Below are 17,588 nucleotides of genomic sequence, written 5' to 3'. Positions count from 1 at the left end.
CCGCCGCGCGGATCCGCCGGTGGACGTCCGGGACGCTCCGGGTTCCATCACCTACCATGGGACGGACACCCACCATCGATCGAACGGAAGTCCGTGAGCTCGCTCCTCCTCACCCAGTCCCTCTCCGCCCAGGCCGCCCAGCCCACCGGAGGCGGCACCTCCTGGCTGTTGCCGCTCATGCTCGTGGCCCTCGTGCTGCTGGTCTGGCTGCCCATGCGCCGGCAGAAGAAGGCGATGGCCCAGGTCAAGGAGAAGCAGGCGGCCATGGCCCCCGGCACCGAGGTGATGACGAACTACGGCCTCTACGGCACCGTCCGCTCGATCGACCGGGACGCGAACAAGGTCGTCCTGGAGATCGCCCCGGGCACCGCCGTGACCGTGCACCTGCAGACCGTCACCACCGTCGTCGAGGAGGCGGCCCCCGCCGCCGGCACCGCGGCACCGGCCGAGCCGGAGGTGCGCGACACCGACGGCACCGGGTCCGGTCCGGTCGATCCGCTGGACGACGACTCCCGGCGCGATCCCGGACCGCGCAACGACTGATCCCCCCTTCGGGGCGACGGGCCGACCGCTGGTCGGCCCGTTCCCATGAGCAGGCCCGGGACGACCGGGCCGTGGTGCGTAAGGAAGACCATGGCACTGACCACACGCAAGACCTCCGGTGCTCCCCCCGCTCCCGGACGGGGCGGGGGGAGCACCGCGCCGGCGCGCTCCGGCGTGCGGGCCGCCCTCTCGGGCGCGCGCCGCTCCCTGATCGGGCTGCTCGTGCTGCTGGCGCTGCTGGGCGGGCTCCTCGCCTGGGGCGCGGGCACCGACCGCACCGGGTGGGGGCCCAAGCTCGCCCTCGACCTCGAGGGCGGCACCCAGATGATCCTCTCCCCGTCCCTGCAGGGGGAGGATGCCGGCCAGGAGGTCACCCCGGAGCAGCTGGACCAGGCCGTGGAGATCATCCGCCAGCGCGTGGACGGCTCCGGCGTCGCCGAGGCCGAGATCGCCACCCAGTCCGGCAGCACCATCGTGGTCTCCATGCCCGGGGTGCCTTCGGCCGAGACCCGCGAGCTGATCCAGACCTCGGCGCAGATGAACTTCCGTCCCGTGCTCACCACCGCGGCCGCCGAGCCCGTGCCCGAGGACCAGCGCGTGCCCGAGGACGAGCTGCCCGAGCCCGCCGCCGAGCCCGCCGACTCCTCCGACCCCAGCTGGATCACCCCGGAGCTGTACCGGCAGTTCGAGGAGACCGACTGCACCGCCCCGCAGTCCCCCGAGGAGCGTGAGGCCCAGGACGCCGACGCGCCCGTGGTCGCCTGCGAGCCCGAGACCGGGACCAAGTACCTCCTGGGCCCGGTGGAGATCCAGGGCACCGGGATCGAGGACGCCTCCTACGGGACCGCGCAGAACTCCCAGGGGGCGTCCCTGAACCAGTTCGCCGTGAACCTGCAGTTCGGACCGGACGCCACCGAGCGCTTCCAGCAGCTCTCGGAGCGCCTCTACGGCATCGGCCAGTCCACCCCCGAGGACCCTCGCAGCCAGTTCGCCATCCTGCTGGACGGCCAGGTGGTCTCCGCCCCCCAGATGAACGCGGTGATCTCGGACGGACAGGCGCAGATCACGGGCAGCTTCACCGAGGACCAGGCCCGCTTCCTCGCCGAGCAGCTGAAGTACGGGGCGCTGCCGATGAGCTTCGAGATCCAGTCCGAGCAGCAGATCTCCGCGACCCTGGGCGCCGACCAGCTGCGGATGGGCATCATCGCCGGGATCATCGGTCTGGTGCTGGTGTGCGTGTACTCCCTCTTCCAGTACCGGCTGCTGGGGCTCGTGACCATCAGCTCGCTCGTGGTCGCGGGCGTGCTCACCTGGCTGGCCATCACCCTGCTGGGCTGGTCGGCGAACTACCGGCTCTCCCTGGCCGGCGTCGCGGGCCTGATCGTGGCGATCGGCCAGACCGCCGACTCCTTCATCGTCTACTTCGAGCGCATCCGCGACGAGATCCGCAGCGGCCGCTCCATCCCCGCGGCGGTCGACCACGGCTGGCGGCGGGCCCGGCAGACCGTGCTCGCGTCGAAGGCCGTGAACCTGCTGGCCGCCGTGGTGCTGTACTTCGTGGCGGTGGGCAACGTGCGCGGCTTCGCCTTCACCCTCGGGCTGACCGCGATCGCGGACCTGCTCGTGGTCTTCCTGTTCACCCACCCCGTGATGGTGCTGCTCGCGCGCACCCGCTACTTCGGCGGCGGCGGCAGGCACTCGGGGCTGAACCCGGAGGCCCTCGACGCGGTGCCCCTGTACCGCGGCGCCGGGCGGCTGCGCGAGCCGGGCACCGGCGACGGGCTGACCATCGCCGAGCGGCGCCGCCGCGCGGCGGAGGAGGTCCCGCCGGACCGGCCCGGCGAGCCCGCACCGCAGGACGCCCCGGTCGGCGCGTCGTCGTCGGCCCGCACCCCCGAGGAGAACGCCTGATGTCCCGGTTCGCTGATTTCGGCAACGCCCTGCACAGCGGGCGCACCTCCTACCCCTTCGTGGGGCGGGCGAAGCTGTGGCTGGCGATCGCCGCCGCCCTCGTGGGGCTCTCCCTGCTGGTGCCCGTGGCCAAGGGTGGGTTCAACCTCGGCATCGACTTCACCGGCGGCTCCGAGTTCACCGTCTCCGCGGTGGCCGACCCGGAGGTGGCGACCGGCCGCGAGGCCGTCGCGGCGTCCTCGGACGCCGCGGAGGTCGAGGTCACCAACATCGCCCCCGGCACCGTCCGGGTGCAGACCGAGCAGCTCGACGACGACGAGACCCTCGCGGTCAAGGACGCCCTGGTCGAGGCCTACGGCGTGAGCGAGGACGAGGTCACCTCCACGTTCGTGGGACCGACGTGGGGCGCCGGCGTGACCCAGCAGGCGCTGCAGGGGCTCGTCGCGTTCGTGGTGCTGGCGACCGTGCTGATGGCCCTGTACTTCCGCACCTGGAAGATGTCCGTCTCGGCGATCGCGGGGATGATCGCGACCGTGGCGATCACCGCCGGGGTCTACTCCCTCGTGGGCTTCGAGGTCACCCCCTCCGCGGTCATCGGCTTCCTCACGGTGCTCAGCTACTCCCTCTACGACTCCGTGGTGGTCTTCGACAAGGTCCGGGAGAACACCGAGGGCCTGCTCGACGGCACGGCCCCGCCCGAACGGTCGGGGCGGCGGTTCTCCGACCAGGTGAACCTCGCCGTGAACCAGACCCTGGTGCGCTCCATCAACACCTCGGTGGTGGGCATCCTGCCCGTCGGCTCGATCCTGTTCATCGGCTGGCTCGTGCTCGGCGCGGGCACCCTCAAGGACCTGTCGCTGTCGCTGTTCGTCGGCATCATCGTGGGCACCGTCGCGACCCTGTTCGTGGCCTCGCCGATGTACGCCCTGCTGCGCTCCCGGGACGCGGACGTGCGCCAGCAGGAGGCGCGGGTGGGCGCCCGGGCCGAACGTGCCGCCGAGGAGGCCGCGGCGCACTAGACTGAGGTCCACCGCAGGGCGGACCGCGCAGCCGCGACCCGCCGCACAGCAGCACACGTCAGCTCGACGACCGGGGCGGCGGCCGCACGGCCGCCGCCCCGGTCGCATCGATGGGAAGGGAGCTACGGTCATGAGCTCGTCCGACGACGGGGTCGTCCCCGCCGGCCAGGGCACCGCCCCGACACCGCCGCGCCGCTCGGACATGGCCGGCACGCACTACGTCGTGCCCGCCTCCCGGCCGCTGCAGGGCCGGGCCGTGTTCCCGGGCCGCAGCGACCGCACCCGCTCCAGCCTGTCCTACCTCTCCGGCCGGCCGATGGACCACTCGCCGATCCTGGAGCCGCTGCTGCACACCGTGCGCGCCACCCACCCGGAGGAGGACATCGAGGTCCTGGCGCGCGCGTTCAAGGTCGCGGAGAAGTGCCACGAGGGGCAGAAGCGCAAGAGCGGGGACCCCTACATCACCCACCCCGTGGCCGTGACCACGATCCTCGCCGAGCTGGGCATGACGGGGGCCACCCTGGTCGCCGCGCTGCTGCACGACACGGTCGAGGACACCGACTACACGCTCGAGCAGCTGCGCGCGGAGTTCGGCGACGAGGTGGCCGCGCTCGTCGACGGCGTGACGAAGCTGGACAAGGTCCAGTACGGGGACGCCGCGCAGGCCGAGACGGTGCGCAAGATGATCGTGGCGATGGCCAAGGACATCCGCGTGCTCGTCATCAAGCTCGCCGACCGGTTGCACAACGCCCGCACGTGGCGCTTCGTCTCCCAGTCCTCCTCCTCGAAGAAGGCGCGGGAGACCCTGGAGATCTTCGCCCCGCTGGCCCACCGGCTGGGCATGAACACCATCAAGTGGGAGCTCGAGGACCTGGCCTTCGCGGCGCTGTACCCCAAGGTCTACGAGGAGATCGTGCGGATGGTGGGGGAGCGCCAGCCCCAGCGCGAGCGCTCCCTGGCCAAGATCCGGGAGCGGATCGCCCTGGACCTCTCCGAGGCGGGGATCGAGGCGACCATCACGGGCCGTCCCAAGCACTACTACTCGATCTACCAGAAGATGATCGTGCGCGGGAAGGACTTCGACGAGATCCAGGACCTGCAGGCGGTCCGGGTGCTCGTGAACACGGTGCGGGAGTGCTACGCGGCGCTGGGCGCGCTGCACGCGCGGTGGCGGCCGCTGCCGGGGCGGTTCAAGGACTACATCGCCATGCCGAAGTTCAACATGTACCAGTCCCTGCACACCACGGTGATCGGCCCGGACGGGCGGCCGGTGGAGATCCAGATCCGCACCCACGAGATGCACCGGCGCGCGGAGTACGGCGTGGCCGCCCACTGGAAGTACAAGGACCAGGCCAACCAGGCGAACTCCGCCACGCCCAAGGCGCAGGAGGGGGACCTCGCGTGGCTGAGCTCCCTGGTCTCCTGGCAGGAGGAGACGCAGGACTCCTCCGAGTTCCTCGACTCCCTGCGCTACCAGATCAACACCTCCGAGGTGTACGTCTTCACGCCCAAGGGCGAGGTCATGGCCCTGCCGGCGGGCTCCACGCCGGTGGACTTCGCCTACGCGGTGCACACCGAGGTGGGGCACAAGACCATCGGCGCCCGGGTCAACGGCAAGCTCGTGCCGCTGTCCTCGGAGCTGCAGCACGGGGACTGGGTGGAGGTGCTCACCTCCAAGTCGGAGCACGCCGGGCCCTCCCAGGACTGGCTGAAGTTCGTGAAGTCCCCGCGGGCGCGCAACAAGATCCGGCAGTGGTTCTCCAAGGAGCGCCGCGAGGAGGCCATCGAGAAGGGCAAGGACGCCCTCACCCGCGCCCTGCGCAAGCACCACCTGCCGCTGCAGCGCACCCTGACCCAGGAGTCCCTGCTGGCGGTGGCCCAGGACTTCCACCGCACCGACATCAGCTCCCTCTACGAGGCCATCGGCTCGGACGTGGTCAGTGCCCAGGACGTGGTGGAGAAGATCGTCGGCAACCTGGGCGGGGCCGACGGCGCGGAGGAGGACTTCGCGGAGACGACCATCGCCACCCAGCCGGTGCGCCCGCGCGTGTCCGACTCCGGGGTCGTGGTCAAGGGCGCCACGGACGTCTACGTCAAGCTCGCCCGCTGCTGCACGCCCGTGCCGCCGGACGAGATCATGGGCTTCGTCACCCGGGGCGCCGGCATCTCGGTGCACCGCAAGGACTGCGTCAACATGCTGGCGCTGACCTCCACCGAGCGGGTGGTGGAGGTGGAGTGGGCCCCGACGCAGTCCAGCGTGTTCCTGGTGGAGATCCAGGTGGAGGCCCTCGACCGGAAGTCCCTGCTCTCGGACGTCACCCGGGTGCTCTCGGAGAACCACGTCAACATCCTCGCCGCCTCGGTGCACACCTCCAAGGCCCGGCTGGCCATCTCCCGCTTCGCCTTCGAGATGGGCGACCCGCGCTATCTGGACCACGTGCTCAACCAGGTCCGCCGGATCGACGGGGTCTACGACGTCTACCGCACTTCCGGCAACCGGCCCATCTCGGAGCCGTCCTCCCGCTGAGCCGGTGGCACCGGCGCCGCCGCCGGCGTCCGGGCCCCGGGCGGTGCACCGGGGGGCAGGGCGCCGGCGCGGTGGCTCGGGCCGGACTCGGCGGGCCGGGCGCGGGCGGTGCCGGGGCGGGGTCACTGCACGGGCCGGCCGATCGCGCGGGCGGCGCGGCGTACCCGCAGCAGCGCCGCCTGCCGTCCGGGCATCCGCTCGAAGCTCTCGAGCGCGGCCTGCACCAGCGGCGGCGGGCAGTGCAGGTGCGGGGCGTGCATCAGCCGTTCCAGGGCCGCCAGCCCCTCCCGCCCGGGGACGTGCAGGGCGAGGTCCACGGCCGTGCGCAGCGGCGTGGTGACCCGCACGGGCCCGGCGTCGTGCACGTCGTAGCCGCCCAGGGTGACCTGGTGCAGCGCCATTCCGTCCGGCACCGGGGACATCGTGGTGCGCCGCAGCTTGTCCAGCAGCACCGGGAGCACGGTGGGGCGCGGGGCGCAGTCGTAGAACCACGCCGCGGAGAGCCGACCGAGCACCCCGCGGCCCAGCAGGTGCGGGGGCAGCTGCGCCTCCAGGGCCGCGAGCTTCACCGCCCGCGTCACCGGGCGCCCGCGCAGCACGTGGGCCTCCAGCACCACGGGCACGAGCACCCCGTCGGTCACGAGGGCGGAGAGCTCGGCGCGGGAGAAGGGCCGGCCCGGCAGCAGCAGGGTGTCGGGGGTCCAGGGCGGGTCGTGCATGGGGCCAGCCTCGCCGACGGCCCGGGCACGGGGAAGGCCCCGGGCCGGTGCTGTGGACAGCACGGGCCCGGGGCCTCCCGGGTGCCGCCGGCGACCGGCGCGGGCGTTTCGGCGCCCGTGGTCCCAGCGCCGGTGGGGTCAGCGCAGTTCGGCGGCGGAGCGGCGCAGGGTCTCCAGCCACTGCCGGCTGGTGGCGAGCTCGCCCTCCAGCTTGGCCGCGCGCCGGGTGTCCCCGGCGGCCTGCGCCCTGGCCAGGGCGGCCTCCTGGTCCTCGATCTTGGTCTCGAGCTGGGTGAGCATCGAGTTGGAGCGGGCCTTCGTCTCGGGGTTGGAGCGCTGCCACTTCTCGTCCTCGGCCTGGCGCACGGCGTCCTCGACGGTGCGCAGCTCGGCCTCCACCCGGCGCATGTGGGCGCGCGGGACCTTCCCGGCCTGCTCCCACCGGTCCAGGATGTCGCCGAGGGCGCGCTTGGCGGCCTTGAGGTCCGTGACGGGCAGCAGGGCCTTGGCCTCGGCGAGCAGCTGCTCCTTCACCACCAGGTTGCCCTCGAACTCCTCGTCGATCCGGTCGTTGTCGGCCTTGCGCGCCTCGAAGAACTTGTCCTGGGCGGCGCGGAAGCGGGCCCACAGGGCGTCGTCGTCCTTCTTCGACGCCCGCTTGGACTCCTTCCACCGGTCCATGAGCCGGCGGTACTCCGCGGCCGTGGCGCCCCAGTCTGTGGAGCCGGAGAGGGCCTCGGCCTCGGCGATGAGGGCCTCCTTGGCCTTCTTGGCCTCGGCGTTGTCGGCGTCGAGCTGCGAGAAGAACGCGCGGCGGTGGCGGTCGAAGGTGGTGCGGGCGGTGCGGAACCGCTTCCACAGGGCGTCCTCCGCGGCCCGGCCCAGCCGGATGCCGGACTTCTGGTGGGCCTTCCACTGGTCGAACAGCTCGGCCATCCGGGCGGAGGACTGCTTCCACTGGGTGCGCTGCGGGTCCTGGGCGGCGATCTGCTCCGCCTCCGCGACGATCGCCTCGCGCGCCGCGACGTTCTGCGCGCGCTGGGCCTCGTGGGCGGCCCGCTCGGCCGCCTCGAGCTCGCGGATCGCCGGGCGCAGGGCCTCGAGCCGGCCCTCGAGGCCGCGGATGTCCCCGAGCATGTTGCGCTGGCCCACCTGCTCGGCGAGGTGGTCGACCGTGGTCTGCATGTCCGCCGACGGGGCGCCGGCGGAGACCCGCTGCTCGAGCAGGGCGACCTGCGCCTCGACGTCGTCGTACTTGCGGGCGAAGTAGCCCAGCGCCTCGTCCTCCGTGGCGTCGGGGAACTGTCCGCACAGCACCTCCTCGCCGTCCACGACGACGTAGACGTGCCCGTCCTCGGTCACCCGCCCGTAGGCGCGGGCCCGGGCCACGGACTCCGGCGAGGCCAGGGCGGGAGCCGCCGCCGGCTGGGCGGCCACGGGCTGCGCGGCGCTCGGCTGGACGGCCGCCGGGCCGGCGGCGGGGGCCGCCGGGACCGCGGGGCGGGACGCTCCGGGCTTCGGGGCGCCGGGCTTCGCAGCACCGGGCTTCGGCACGCCGGGCCTCGGCGCGGCTCCCGGGCCGGGAACGGGGCGGGGGGTGGGCTGGTCGTCGGATTCGAGACGTTCTGTCACCGCTACAACTCTTTCGCTCTCGCCGGACCGGCACCGGGATCGGGTCCGGCGCCGTCGCCCGGCCTCGGACAATCGTCCTGTCCATACTACCGAGGCGGCGCCCTCCCCACGGCGGCCCGGGAACCCGTCCCGGGACCCGCCGCGCCGCCCGACCCGGGGGCCGTGCGGGGCCGGTGCGCCGGGCGGTGCTTTGGGCCGTGCTTTGGGCCGTGCTTTGGGCCGTGCGGGGGCGGCTCTCTAGGATGAGGGCGGAACTCGTCCGGCCCGCACGGCCTGCACGGTCCGCCGCCCACCACCGTCCCACCCGAGGAGCACCTCCCCATGGCCCGCAAGACCTCCCTGTCCGGTTTCCCCGAATGGCTGCCGGAGGAGCGTCTGGTCGAGCTGCACGTCCTGGACGTGCTGCGGGAGACCTTCGAGCTGCACGGCTTCTCCTCCATCGAGACCCGGGCGGTGGAGACGGTCGGGCAGCTGCTGCGCAAGGGGGAGATCGACAAGGAGGTCTACGTCGTCTCGCGCCTGCAGGAGGACGAGGACGCCCCGGAGAAGGACGACGCCCGCCTGGCCCTGCACTTCGACCTCACCGTGCCCTTCGCCCGGTACGTGGTGGAGAACGGCGGGCACCTCACCTTCCCCTTCCGCCGCTACCAGATGCAGAAGGTCTGGCGCGGCGAGCGCCCGCAGGAGGGCCGCGCCCGGGAGTTCACCCAGGCGGACATCGACGTGGTCGGCGACGGCGCCCTGCCGTTCCGCTACGACGTGGAGCTGGCGCTGGTGATGATCGACGCGCTGTCGAAGCTGCCGATCCCGCCGTTCGTGCTGCGGGTCAACAACCGCAAGCTGGCCGAGGGGTTCTACCGCGGCATCGGCCTGCAGGACACGGCCGGCGTGCTGCGCAACATCGACAAGCTCGAGAAGATCGGGCCCGAGAAGGTCGCCCAGGCCCTCTGCGACGAGCTCGGGGCGTCCCCCGAGCAGGCCCGGGCCGCGCTGCAGCTGGCGTCCATCCGCACCGAGGACACCTCCTTCGTGGAGCAGGTCCGCGCTCTCGGGGTGAACACGCAGCTGCTCGAGGAGGGGCTGCAGGAGCTCGCGGAGGTGGTGGGCGAGGCCTCCCGCCGGGCCCCCGGGACGGTGGTGGCCGACCTGTCCATCGCCCGCGGCCTGGACTACTACACGGGCACCGTCTACGAGACCGTGCTGGTGGGCCACGAGCAGCTGGGCTCCGTCTGCTCCGGCGGGCGCTACGAGTCCCTGGCGTCCACGGGCAAGAAGACCTATCCCGGGGTGGGCCTGTCCGTGGGCGTCACCCGCCTGGTCTCCCGCATCCTCTCCCAGGGCATGGCCGAGGCCTCCCGGAAGGTCCCCACCGCGGTGCTGGTCTCGCTCGTGGACGAGGAGTCCTGGTCGCAGGCCCAGGACGTGGCCGGGCAGCTGCGCGCCCGCGGTGTCGCGTGCGAGGTCTCGGCCAGCGCCGCGAAGTTCGGCAAGCAGATCCGCTACGCCGAGCGCCGCGGCATCCCCTTCGTGTGGTTCACGGTCCGCGCCGAGGACGGGACCCTCAGCCACGAGGTCAAGGACATCCGCTCCGGTGAGCAGTTCAGCGCCGACCCCGCCACCTGGACCCCGCCGGCCGAGGACCTGCGCCCGGTGGTGCGCTCCGCCGGAGCCTGACCGCCCCCGGTCCGTCCGGCTCCCGCCGAGTCCCCACGTCCCGGTTGTCGGGGTCGCTGAGTCCCCATCTGCGAGTTGTTTGGGCCGCCGAGTCCCCAATCTTGTCTCGTTTCCCCAGTCATTACCCTGGGGAAACGCCGTGGGATTGGGGACTCGGCGGCGGTGGCGGGCAGTGAACGGGCCGTGGGTGAGACGTGGGGCGGTGGTGGGAGGCTGTGGGCAGGACGGGGCAGGACAGGACCGGGCGGGACAGATCGGGACAGGACCGGGCGGGACAGGACCGGGCGGGGCAGAGCGGGACAGGACCGGGCGGGACAGGACCGGGCGGGGCAGAGCGGGACAGGACCGGGCGGGACAGGGGCGGTGCGGGTCCTGGGTCGCGGGGGCGCGTGTCAGGGGCGGGGTCAGTGCCGCCGGGACACGGCCAGGGCGCGGCCTGTCAGACCCACCGCGAACACCCCGAGCATCGTCAGCACCGAGGTCGCCGGGAGCGTGAAGGCCAGCAGCAGGCAGCCGGCCAGGCCCAGGGCGTTGACGGCCCGCGGGGCCCAGCCGGGGCGCTCGGTCAGCGTGAGCGCGGAGAGGTTCGCCAGGGCGTAGTAGACGAGCACCCCGAAGCTGGAGAACCCGATCACGGTGCGCACGTCCCCGGCGAGCACGAGCACCACCACGACCCCGGCCACGGCCAGCTCCGCGGCCCACGGCGCCCGGTGCCGCTGGGACACCGCGCCCAGCCGGCCAGGCAGGTCCCGCTGCCGGGCCATGGCCAGCACCGTGCGCGAGATCCCGGCGACCAGGGCCAGCAGCGCCCCCAGCGTGGCCAGGGCCGCGGCGGCGGTGACCAGCACGGCGCCGGCGGTCGTGGCCCCTTCGGACCATCCCGCGTGCTCGACCACCGTGAGCAGCGGCGCGGTCGCCGCAGCGAGCCGGTCCACCCCGAGGAACCGGAGCAGGCCCAGCCCCAGCGCCGCGTAGAGCAGCAGGGTGAGCGCCAGGGCGCCGAGCACCGCCCGGGGGATGGTCCGGGCCGGGTCCCGGACCTCCTCGCCCAGGGTCGCCACGCGGGCGTAGCCGGCGAAGGCGAAGAAGAGGGTCCCCGCCGCGGGCAGCACGCCCCACCCGCTGCCCTCCCACCCGGGCGCCGCGCCGGCCGCCGGGCCCGGCACGGTGTACAGCAGCACCGTCACGGCCAGCAGCACGGCCAGGACGGGGACGACCAGCAGTTTCGTCAGCCGGGCGGTGCGGCTCACCCCGCCGAGGTTCACCGCCGTGAGGCCCAGGACGGCGACGACGGCGAGCAGCCGCGCCCCGGCGTCGCCGGCCCCCAGCAGCTCGGCGGCGTACAGGCCGAAGGTCAGGGACATGGCCGCCGCGGAGGCGGTCTTGCCGGTGACGAAGCCCCACCCGGCCACGAAGCCCGGCCAGGGACCGAGCTGCCGGTTCGCGTAGAGGTAGGTCCCGCCCGAGGCGGGGTGCACGGCCGCCAGCTGGGCGGTGGACGTCGCGTTGCACCAGGCGACCACCGCCGCGAGCAGCAGGGCCGCGGGCAGCCACGGCCCGGCGTGGGCGGCGGCCGGGGCGAAGGCCACGAACACCCCCGCCCCGACCATGGAGCCCACCCCGATCACGGTGGCGTCGAAGGTGCCCAGCCGGCGGGCGAGGGCCGGGTGGCCGGGGGCGCTGCTCATGGGTGGTCCTGTCGTCGTCCTGGGGCCCGGAGGGCGGGCTGTAAACTCGTTCCCGAACGAGAGTAGGGGCACCGGGTGAATCCCGGGGAAACGCGCGATCCGCGCTGCCCCGTCCGGACCTCCCGAACAACGAAGGGTTTTTGAGTGCTGCGCACACACAACCTCGGCGAGCTGCGCGCCGAGCACATCGGAGAGACCGTCACGTTGGCCGGCTGGGTCGGCCGGCGCCGCGACCACGGAGGGGTGGCCTTCCTGGATCTACGCGACGCCTCCGGGGTCGCGCAGATCGTGGTGCGCGACGAGGCGGACTTCCACCACCTGCGCAACGAGTTCGTCCTCCAGATCACCGGCGCCGTGGAGCGCCGCCCCGAGGGCAACGAGAACCCGGCCCTGGCCACCGGCGAGGTCGAGGTCATCGCCGAGACCGTGACCGTGCTCAACACCGCCGCCGCGCTGCCCTTCCAGATCGACGAGCACGTGGAGGTCGGTGAGGACGCCCGCCTGCGGCACCGCTACCTGGACCTGCGCCGGCCCGAGCCGGCCCGCATCATGCGGCTGCGCTCCGACGCCAACCGGGTGGCCCGCGAGCTGCTGCACGAGGACGGGTTCACGGAGGTGGAGACGCCCACGCTGACCCGCTCCACCCCCGAGGGCGCCCGCGACTTCCTGGTGCCGGCCCGGCTGGCCCCCGGCTCCTGGTACGCCCTGCCGCAGTCCCCGCAGCTGTTCAAGCAGCTGCTGCAGGTCGGCGGGATCGAGAAGTACTACCAGATCGCCCGCTGCTACCGGGACGAGGACTTCCGCGCCGACCGTCAGCCCGAGTTCACCCAGCTCGACATCGAGGCCTCCTTCGTGGAGCAGGACGACGTCATCGCCCTGGGCGAGCGCATCGTGGCCGCCCTGTGGCGGCTCATCGGGGTGGAGATCCCCACCCCGATCCGCCGGATGACCTACGCCGAGGCGATGGCGAAGTACGGCTCGGACAAGCCGGACCTGCGCTTCGGCCTGGAGCTCACCGAACTCACCGAGTACTTCCAGGACACCACCTTCCGCGTCTTCAAGGCTCCCTACGTGGGCGCGGTGGTCATGCCCGGCGGGGCCTCCCAGCCGCGCCGCACCCTGGACGCCTGGCAGGAGTGGGCCAAGCAGCGCGGCGCCAAGGGCCTGGCCTACGTGCTCGTCGGGGAGGACGGCACGCTGACCGGTCCCGTGGCCAAGAACATCACCGAGGCCGAGCGGGAGGGCCTGGCCGCCGCGACCGGCGCGCAGCCCGGGGACTGCATCTTCTTCGCCGCCGGCGAGAAGAAGTCCTCCCGGGCCCTGCTGGGTGCGGCGCGCGTGGAGATCGGCCACCGCACCGGGCTGATCGACGAGGACGCCTGGGCGTTCGTGTGGATCGTGGACGCACCCCTGTTCGAGTCGGCCGCCGAGGCCGTGGAGTCCGGCGACGTCGCCGTGGGCGCCGGCCAGTGGACCGCCGTGCACCACGCGTTCACCTCGCCCAAGCCCGAGTTCCTGGAGACCTTCGACCAGGACCCGGAGCACGCCCTGGCCTACGCCTACGACATCGTGTGCAACGGCAACGAGATCGGCGGCGGTTCGATCCGCATCCACCGGCAGGACGTCCAGCGGCGGGTCTTCGAGGTCATGGGCATCGGCCGCGAGGAGGCGGACGAGAAGTTCGGCTTCCTGCTCGAGGGCTTCAAGTACGGCGCGCCCCCGCACGGCGGCATCGCCTTCGGCTGGGACCGCGTGGTCGCCCTGCTGGCCGGCACCGACTCCATTCGCGAGGTCATCGCGTTCCCGAAGACCGGCAACGGCTACGACCCGCTGACGGCCGCCCCGGCGCCAATCACCGCGCAGCAGCGCAAGGAGGCCGGGGTCGACGCCAAGCCCGAGCCCAAGGCCGCGCCCCAGGGCAGGCAGGCCGAGGGCAAGCAGGCCGAGGGCAAGCAGGCGGGGGCCGAGCAGGCCGACGGCCGCGTGTCCGGCACGCGGCCGGTCGAGGACGTGCGGGCGGCACAGGACGTCACGGAGCAGGCCACCGGCGGCGGATTCGGCTCCGCGGCCACGTCCGCGCAGTAGGCTACGGCTCACCGGAGGGCCGGACCCCGTCCTTCCGGACGGGGCCCGGCCCTCGCCGTGCGGCCCGGACCCCGCCGCTGCGACCGAGGGGGATGCCGTGACCCGAGACCCTGCCGCCGCCCGCGCCGCCTTCCTCGAGGCCGGGACGTGGTTCGCCGAGCTCGTCCAGGAGCTGCGACCGCACCACTGGACCCGGCCCGCGCTGGGCACCTGGGACGTCCGCGGCCTCGTGGGCCACACCCACCGGGCCCTGGTCACCCTCGCCGACTACCTGGGCACCCCGGCCGAGGAGGCGGTGTGCACCACGACCGGGCAGTACTACGCCCTGTCCGCCGCGGCCACGGATCCCGCGGCGGTCGCCGCGCGGGGCACGGCCGCCGGCCAGGAGCTGGGCCGGCACCCGGGGTCCACGGTCCGGGCGTCCCTGGAGCGGGCCCGCCAGGCGCTGGCCCGGGTGCCCGTGGAGCAGGACCCGGTGATCCGCACCGTGGTCGGCGGCACACGGCTCGGCGCCTACGTGCCCACGCGCACCTTCGAACTGGCCGTCCACGGCCTGGACGTCGCCGCGGCCTGCGGCCTGGACCGCCGGCCCCCGGAGGCCGTGCTGGCCGACGCCGGGCACACCGCGATCGAGATCGCGGCACCGGCCGGACGGCTGCCCGAGGTGCTGGTGGCGCTCACGGGCCGACGGGGGCTGCCGCGGGGCTTCACCGTGCTGCCCTGAACCCGGTGCTGCGCCGAGCCCGGTGCTGCGCCGAGCCTGCTGCTGCGCCGAGCCTGCTGCTGCGCCGTGCCGGTCAGTTGCGCAGGCTCTCCAGGTGCGGGGCGCGCTCGTGCGCGCCGGGCAGCGGCGCGCGGCCACGGCCCAGGAGGAACCACAGCGGCACCACCAGCAGCACGAGGACCGCGCCCGCCCAGACCCAGGCGGCCGAGAGCACGTACTCCAGGCCGGTCAGCACCAGGGCCACGGCCATCAGCGCGGCCCCGGCCGCTCCGAGGAGGCGGGCGCCCGTCGTGCGCGCGAGCTTGGCGGTGGCCGCGCAGGCCAGCCCGTAGTACAGCGCCACGAGCACCGAGATCACCCCGACCGTGTCGTCGAAGAGCGGGCCCGAGAACGTCATCCAGGCCGCGGCCACGGCCGCGGTGGTCCACGTCGCGAAGGACAGGGACAGGAACCGCCGGGGCAGGTGCCCGCCGCGCGCCATCGACATCAGACCGCGCGAGGTGGGGATCATGGTGGTCCCGATCGAGGCGGCCGCCGAGACCGCCACGAGCCCGGCCAGCAGCGGCGAGCCCACCGAGGCCCCGGGCACGTAGGACCAGCCGATGACGGCGTAGACGGCGGCCACCACCGTCAGCGCGATCCACGCCGAGACGCGCGGCGCGCGCTGGGTGGTGGACTCCTCGGTGAGGGAGAACGTCGAGTCCCAGCCCCAGTACAGGAACAGGGCCAGGAGCAGGGCGGCGGCCACGTTGCCCGCCGTGAGCTCCCCACCGGCCAGGGCGGCGGTGTAGAACCCGCTCCACTCGCCCCCGCCCTCGGCCGCGCCCTCGACGACGGGCGCCGTGCGCGTGGCCCACACCAGGACCCCCACGCCGGCCAGCTGCAGGGCGGCGAAGACGGCCTGCACCGCGGCGGAGACACGGATCCCGGTCGAGGAGATCGCCGCGAAGACCGCCATGAGCGCCGCGGCCACCGCGGTGACGACCCAGGGGCCCGGCTCGGCGCCCAGGACGAAGAGCGCCGAGTCGGCCGTGACCCAGGCCAGGGAGGCGAGCACGAGGGTCGCGGAGAGCCACAGTCCCCACCCGCCCAGGAAGCCCACGAACGCCCCGTAGGCCTCCCGGGCCCAGCGGTAGACGGTGCCCTGGTCCTCGTAGAGCTCGTCCAGCCGGGCGAAGCAGACGGAGACGACGGCCATCGGGACCACCGCGGCCACCAGCACCACCGGGGTCCACCGGCCCACCAGGGCGTGCATGAGCCCGAGGGTCACCACCACGGAGTACAGCGGGGCGATCGAGGTCGCGCCGATCACGGCGGAGGTGGCCGTGGAGATGGACCGGGGGAGCAGGTGGGCGGTCACAGCAGGCCCTTCTTGTCGATGATGTTGGGCACGAAGCGGCACCAGTAGTCGGTGAGCGGGCCGTCGGACTCGCGGATGCCGATGCCGGCGGCCCCGTCGTCGCCGACCACCCAGGAGCCCACCACCGGGTGGTTGGGCGCCCCGTCCGAGCCGGGGAAGTTCCGCAGCGGCACGTAGGCCTGCCACACGTCCATCGGGGAGTCGTGGGGGCGCGCGGAACGCACGTGCACGTCCCGGGCGCGGATCTCGATCCCGTCGCCCTCGCGGCCGAAGATGGGCTTGCGCACCCACTCCGCCAGTCCCTGGGGCCCGTCCGTGTAGGCGGGCAGCAGCAGGGGGTGGTCCGGGAAGCACCGCCACAGCGCCACGAGCAGCAGCTTGGTGGAGCAGAACATCTTCCAGGCCGGCTCGTACCAGTGGTGCATCAGCAGCGGGTCGTGCAGCACGAAGCCGCCCGGCTCGTCGTCGACCATCACCTCCCACGGGTGCAGGGCGAAGAGCTCCTCGATGGCGGAGACCACCGTGGGGTCGTCGACGTCCCCGGAGGCGTGCACCCAGGAGTGGGAGCGGGTGTCGAAGCGCACGTCCTCCACGGGCAGCAGGACCGTGCGGTACCCGGCCTCCGCGGCGGTCGCGGCGAGCACCGCCGCGTTCGCGGCGTCCTCCCCGCTCTCCTCCGCCCGGGTGTAGGCCACGTGCAGGGTCTTGGAGGCCGACGACGGCAGCCGCTGCCGCCAGCGCTGCACGAGCATCGGCCACAGGCCGTTGAGCTGGTCGAACTGCGCGTGCTCCTCGCCGAGCCCCGGGTGCAGCGCCTCCACGCGGGACCACTGGCACACGGCGCCCTCCACCAGGCCGGTGGGGGTGTCGCCGTTGAACTCGAGCATCTTCGCCGGGCCGGTGCCGTCCCAGGCCAGGTCGAAGCGGCCGTAGATCGAGGGCTCGCGCAGGCTCAGGGAGTGCTGGGCGAGCTCGAACGCGGCTTCGGAGAGCCCGAGGGTGCCCAGTGCGCCGGTGGCCATGTAGCGGGCGGCCTCCAGCGTCATCCGGTACAGCTCGTCGGTGGCGGACTCCAGCTCCACCACCTCGTCCGGGGACAGGACGTAGGCGGCGGTCTCGTTCCAGTAGGAGAACCGGGTGCCGTCCGGGCGCTCGGTGAAGGCGTAGGTGAGGCCCTCCTCGTGCACGGTCCGCTCCCACCCGGGCCGGGGCGGGAGCCCGTCGACGCGCCGCATCAGGAGCCCCAGCCGCTCGAGGAGCCGCCGAAGCCCTTCGACACCCCGGACCGGCCCACGGAGGTCCCGGACGGGGCGAAGCCCCGGGCCACGGTGGCGGAGGCCGGTGGGCGGGTGGTCGTGAACCCGGAGGAGCGCGGCACCGGGGAGCCCACCGGCGGCACGGCGAAGGAGCGGCCGGCGTTGAGGAACAGGAACATGGGGACGAACGAGCCGCGCGGGCGCCCGTCGTCGTCGCACTCGTCGTCGTCCACGCGCACGTCCTCACCCGTCTCCGGGTCCTGCTGCACGCAGATCTGGGCGTAGTCGGCGTCGACCTCCTGCGCGTCCTCGCCGCAGCCGGTGAGCGTGACGACGAGGGCACCGATCGAGGCGGCGCTCATGATGCGGGTCGTGGGGCGTGGTGACACGGCAGGTCCTCGGGTCTCGGGTCGTCGGGGCGGCCGGGAGCCGTCCACCCTCCCATCCTCG

General features: G+C 73.6%; 13 protein-coding genes. 7 read left to right on the top strand and 6 right to left on the bottom strand.

Annotated elements, in window-relative coordinates; all coding sequences use genetic code 11:
* Window positions 1-93: 93 nt before the first annotated feature.
* From yajC to GMA12_RS06445, 4 genes are all read left to right on the top strand, one after another.
* Window positions 94-543: a preprotein translocase subunit YajC gene (gene yajC, locus GMA12_RS06460; RefSeq protein WP_162459564.1), complete on the top strand. Its 450-nt coding sequence runs from the start codon at window positions 94-96 to the stop codon at window positions 541-543.
* 90 nt (window positions 544-633) lie between these two features.
* Window positions 634-2,454, top strand: a complete 1,821-nt coding sequence (gene secD / locus GMA12_RS06455; RefSeq protein ID WP_156268277.1) for a protein translocase subunit SecD — start codon at window positions 634-636, stop codon at window positions 2,452-2,454.
* Window positions 2,454-3,473: a protein translocase subunit SecF gene (secF, locus tag GMA12_RS06450; protein WP_170301031.1), complete on the top strand. Its 1,020-nt coding sequence runs from the start codon at window positions 2,454-2,456 to the stop codon at window positions 3,471-3,473. Before secD ends, secF begins: the two co-directional genes overlap by 1 nt.
* Before the next feature lie 202 nt (window positions 3,474-3,675).
* The gene (locus GMA12_RS06445; protein ID WP_062736845.1) at window positions 3,676-6,000 is read left to right on the top strand and encodes a RelA/SpoT family protein; all 2,325 of its coding nucleotides are present in this window, start codon (window positions 3,676-3,678) and stop codon (window positions 5,998-6,000) included.
* Window positions 6,001-6,122: 122 nt separating this feature from the next.
* On the opposite strand, the gene GMA12_RS06440 is transcribed toward GMA12_RS06445, so the two are convergent.
* The gene (locus tag GMA12_RS06440) at window positions 6,123-6,719 is read right to left on the bottom strand and encodes a type IV toxin-antitoxin system AbiEi family antitoxin (protein ID WP_156268273.1); all 597 of its coding nucleotides are present in this window, start codon (window positions 6,717-6,719) and stop codon (window positions 6,123-6,125) included.
* 138 nt (window positions 6,720-6,857) lie between these two features.
* A complete protein-coding gene (locus GMA12_RS06435) occupies window positions 6,858-8,351 on the bottom strand; it encodes a DUF349 domain-containing protein (protein WP_370830526.1) in 1,494 nt (497 codons plus the stop codon).
* Window positions 8,352-8,672: 321 nt separating this feature from the next.
* Here GMA12_RS06435 and hisS point away from each other — a divergent pair, with 321 nt between their 5' ends.
* The gene (gene hisS / locus GMA12_RS06430) at window positions 8,673-10,025 is read left to right on the top strand and encodes a histidine--tRNA ligase (protein WP_156268271.1); all 1,353 of its coding nucleotides are present in this window, start codon (window positions 8,673-8,675) and stop codon (window positions 10,023-10,025) included.
* Between the two features lie 404 nt (window positions 10,026-10,429).
* Here the strand turns inward: hisS and GMA12_RS06425 are convergent, their stop codons facing one another.
* Complete coding sequence (locus GMA12_RS06425; protein WP_156268269.1) at window positions 10,430-11,713, bottom strand: APC family permease; 1,284 nt, start codon at window positions 11,711-11,713, stop codon at window positions 10,430-10,432.
* A 144-nt stretch (window positions 11,714-11,857) separates the two neighbouring features.
* On the opposite strand from GMA12_RS06425, the gene aspS reads away from it, so the two are divergent.
* Together aspS and GMA12_RS06415 are read left to right on the top strand one after the other, a co-directional pair.
* Window positions 11,858-13,798, top strand: coding sequence for an aspartate--tRNA ligase (gene aspS / locus GMA12_RS06420; RefSeq protein WP_370830521.1), 1,941 nt, complete (start codon window positions 11,858-11,860; stop codon window positions 13,796-13,798).
* Window positions 13,799-13,895: 97 nt separating this feature from the next.
* Window positions 13,896-14,522 (top strand): maleylpyruvate isomerase N-terminal domain-containing protein, encoded by a 627-nt coding sequence (locus GMA12_RS06415; RefSeq protein ID WP_156268267.1) that lies wholly within the window; start codon window positions 13,896-13,898, stop codon window positions 14,520-14,522.
* A gap of 73 nt (window positions 14,523-14,595) precedes the next feature.
* Here GMA12_RS06415 and GMA12_RS06410 read toward each other — a convergent pair whose 3' ends face one another.
* From GMA12_RS06410 to GMA12_RS06400, 3 genes are read right to left on the bottom strand one after another with little or no spacing between them, the layout of a single operon-like run.
* Window positions 14,596-15,882, bottom strand: coding sequence for an amino acid permease (locus tag GMA12_RS06410; RefSeq protein ID WP_162459563.1), 1,287 nt, complete (start codon window positions 15,880-15,882; stop codon window positions 14,596-14,598).
* Window positions 15,879-17,117: a glutathionylspermidine synthase family protein gene (locus GMA12_RS06405; RefSeq protein WP_156268263.1), complete on the bottom strand. Its 1,239-nt coding sequence runs from the start codon at window positions 17,115-17,117 to the stop codon at window positions 15,879-15,881. Before GMA12_RS06405 ends, GMA12_RS06410 begins: the two co-directional genes overlap by 4 nt.
* The gene (locus GMA12_RS06400; RefSeq protein WP_156268261.1) at window positions 17,117-17,527 is read right to left on the bottom strand and encodes a hypothetical protein; all 411 of its coding nucleotides are present in this window, start codon (window positions 17,525-17,527) and stop codon (window positions 17,117-17,119) included. Before GMA12_RS06400 ends, GMA12_RS06405 begins: the two co-directional genes overlap by 1 nt.
* Window positions 17,528-17,588 lie beyond the last annotated feature (61 nt).

Origin of the sequence: Kocuria sediminis (genome assembly GCF_009735315.1) — a bacterium.
In the GTDB taxonomy this organism is placed as follows: domain Bacteria; phylum Actinomycetota; class Actinomycetes; order Actinomycetales; family Micrococcaceae; genus Kocuria; species Kocuria turfanensis.
The sequence above is the reverse complement of the archived record's forward strand: the minus strand, read 5'-3'. Positions and strand labels throughout refer to the sequence as shown.

What these genes read in the sequence shown, in the direction of transcription:
- GMA12_RS06405 (WP_156268263.1), bottom strand. Translation starts at nt 17,117, where the DNA reads ATGCGGCGCGTCGACGGGCTCCCGCCCCGGCCCGGGTGGGAGCGGACC.
- secD (WP_156268277.1), top strand. Translation starts at nt 634, where the DNA reads ATGGCACTGACCACACGCAAGACCTCCGGTGCTCCCCCCGCTCCCGGA.
- GMA12_RS06440 (WP_156268273.1), bottom strand. Translation starts at nt 6,719, where the DNA reads ATGCACGACCCGCCCTGGACCCCCGACACCCTGCTGCTGCCGGGCCGG.
- secF (WP_170301031.1), top strand. Translation starts at nt 2,454, where the DNA reads ATGTCCCGGTTCGCTGATTTCGGCAACGCCCTGCACAGCGGGCGCACC.
- hisS (WP_156268271.1), top strand. Translation starts at nt 8,673, where the DNA reads ATGGCCCGCAAGACCTCCCTGTCCGGTTTCCCCGAATGGCTGCCGGAG.
- GMA12_RS06445 (WP_062736845.1), top strand. Translation starts at nt 3,676, where the DNA reads ATGGCCGGCACGCACTACGTCGTGCCCGCCTCCCGGCCGCTGCAGGGC.
- GMA12_RS06425 (WP_156268269.1), bottom strand. Translation starts at nt 11,713, where the DNA reads ATGAGCAGCGCCCCCGGCCACCCGGCCCTCGCCCGCCGGCTGGGCACC.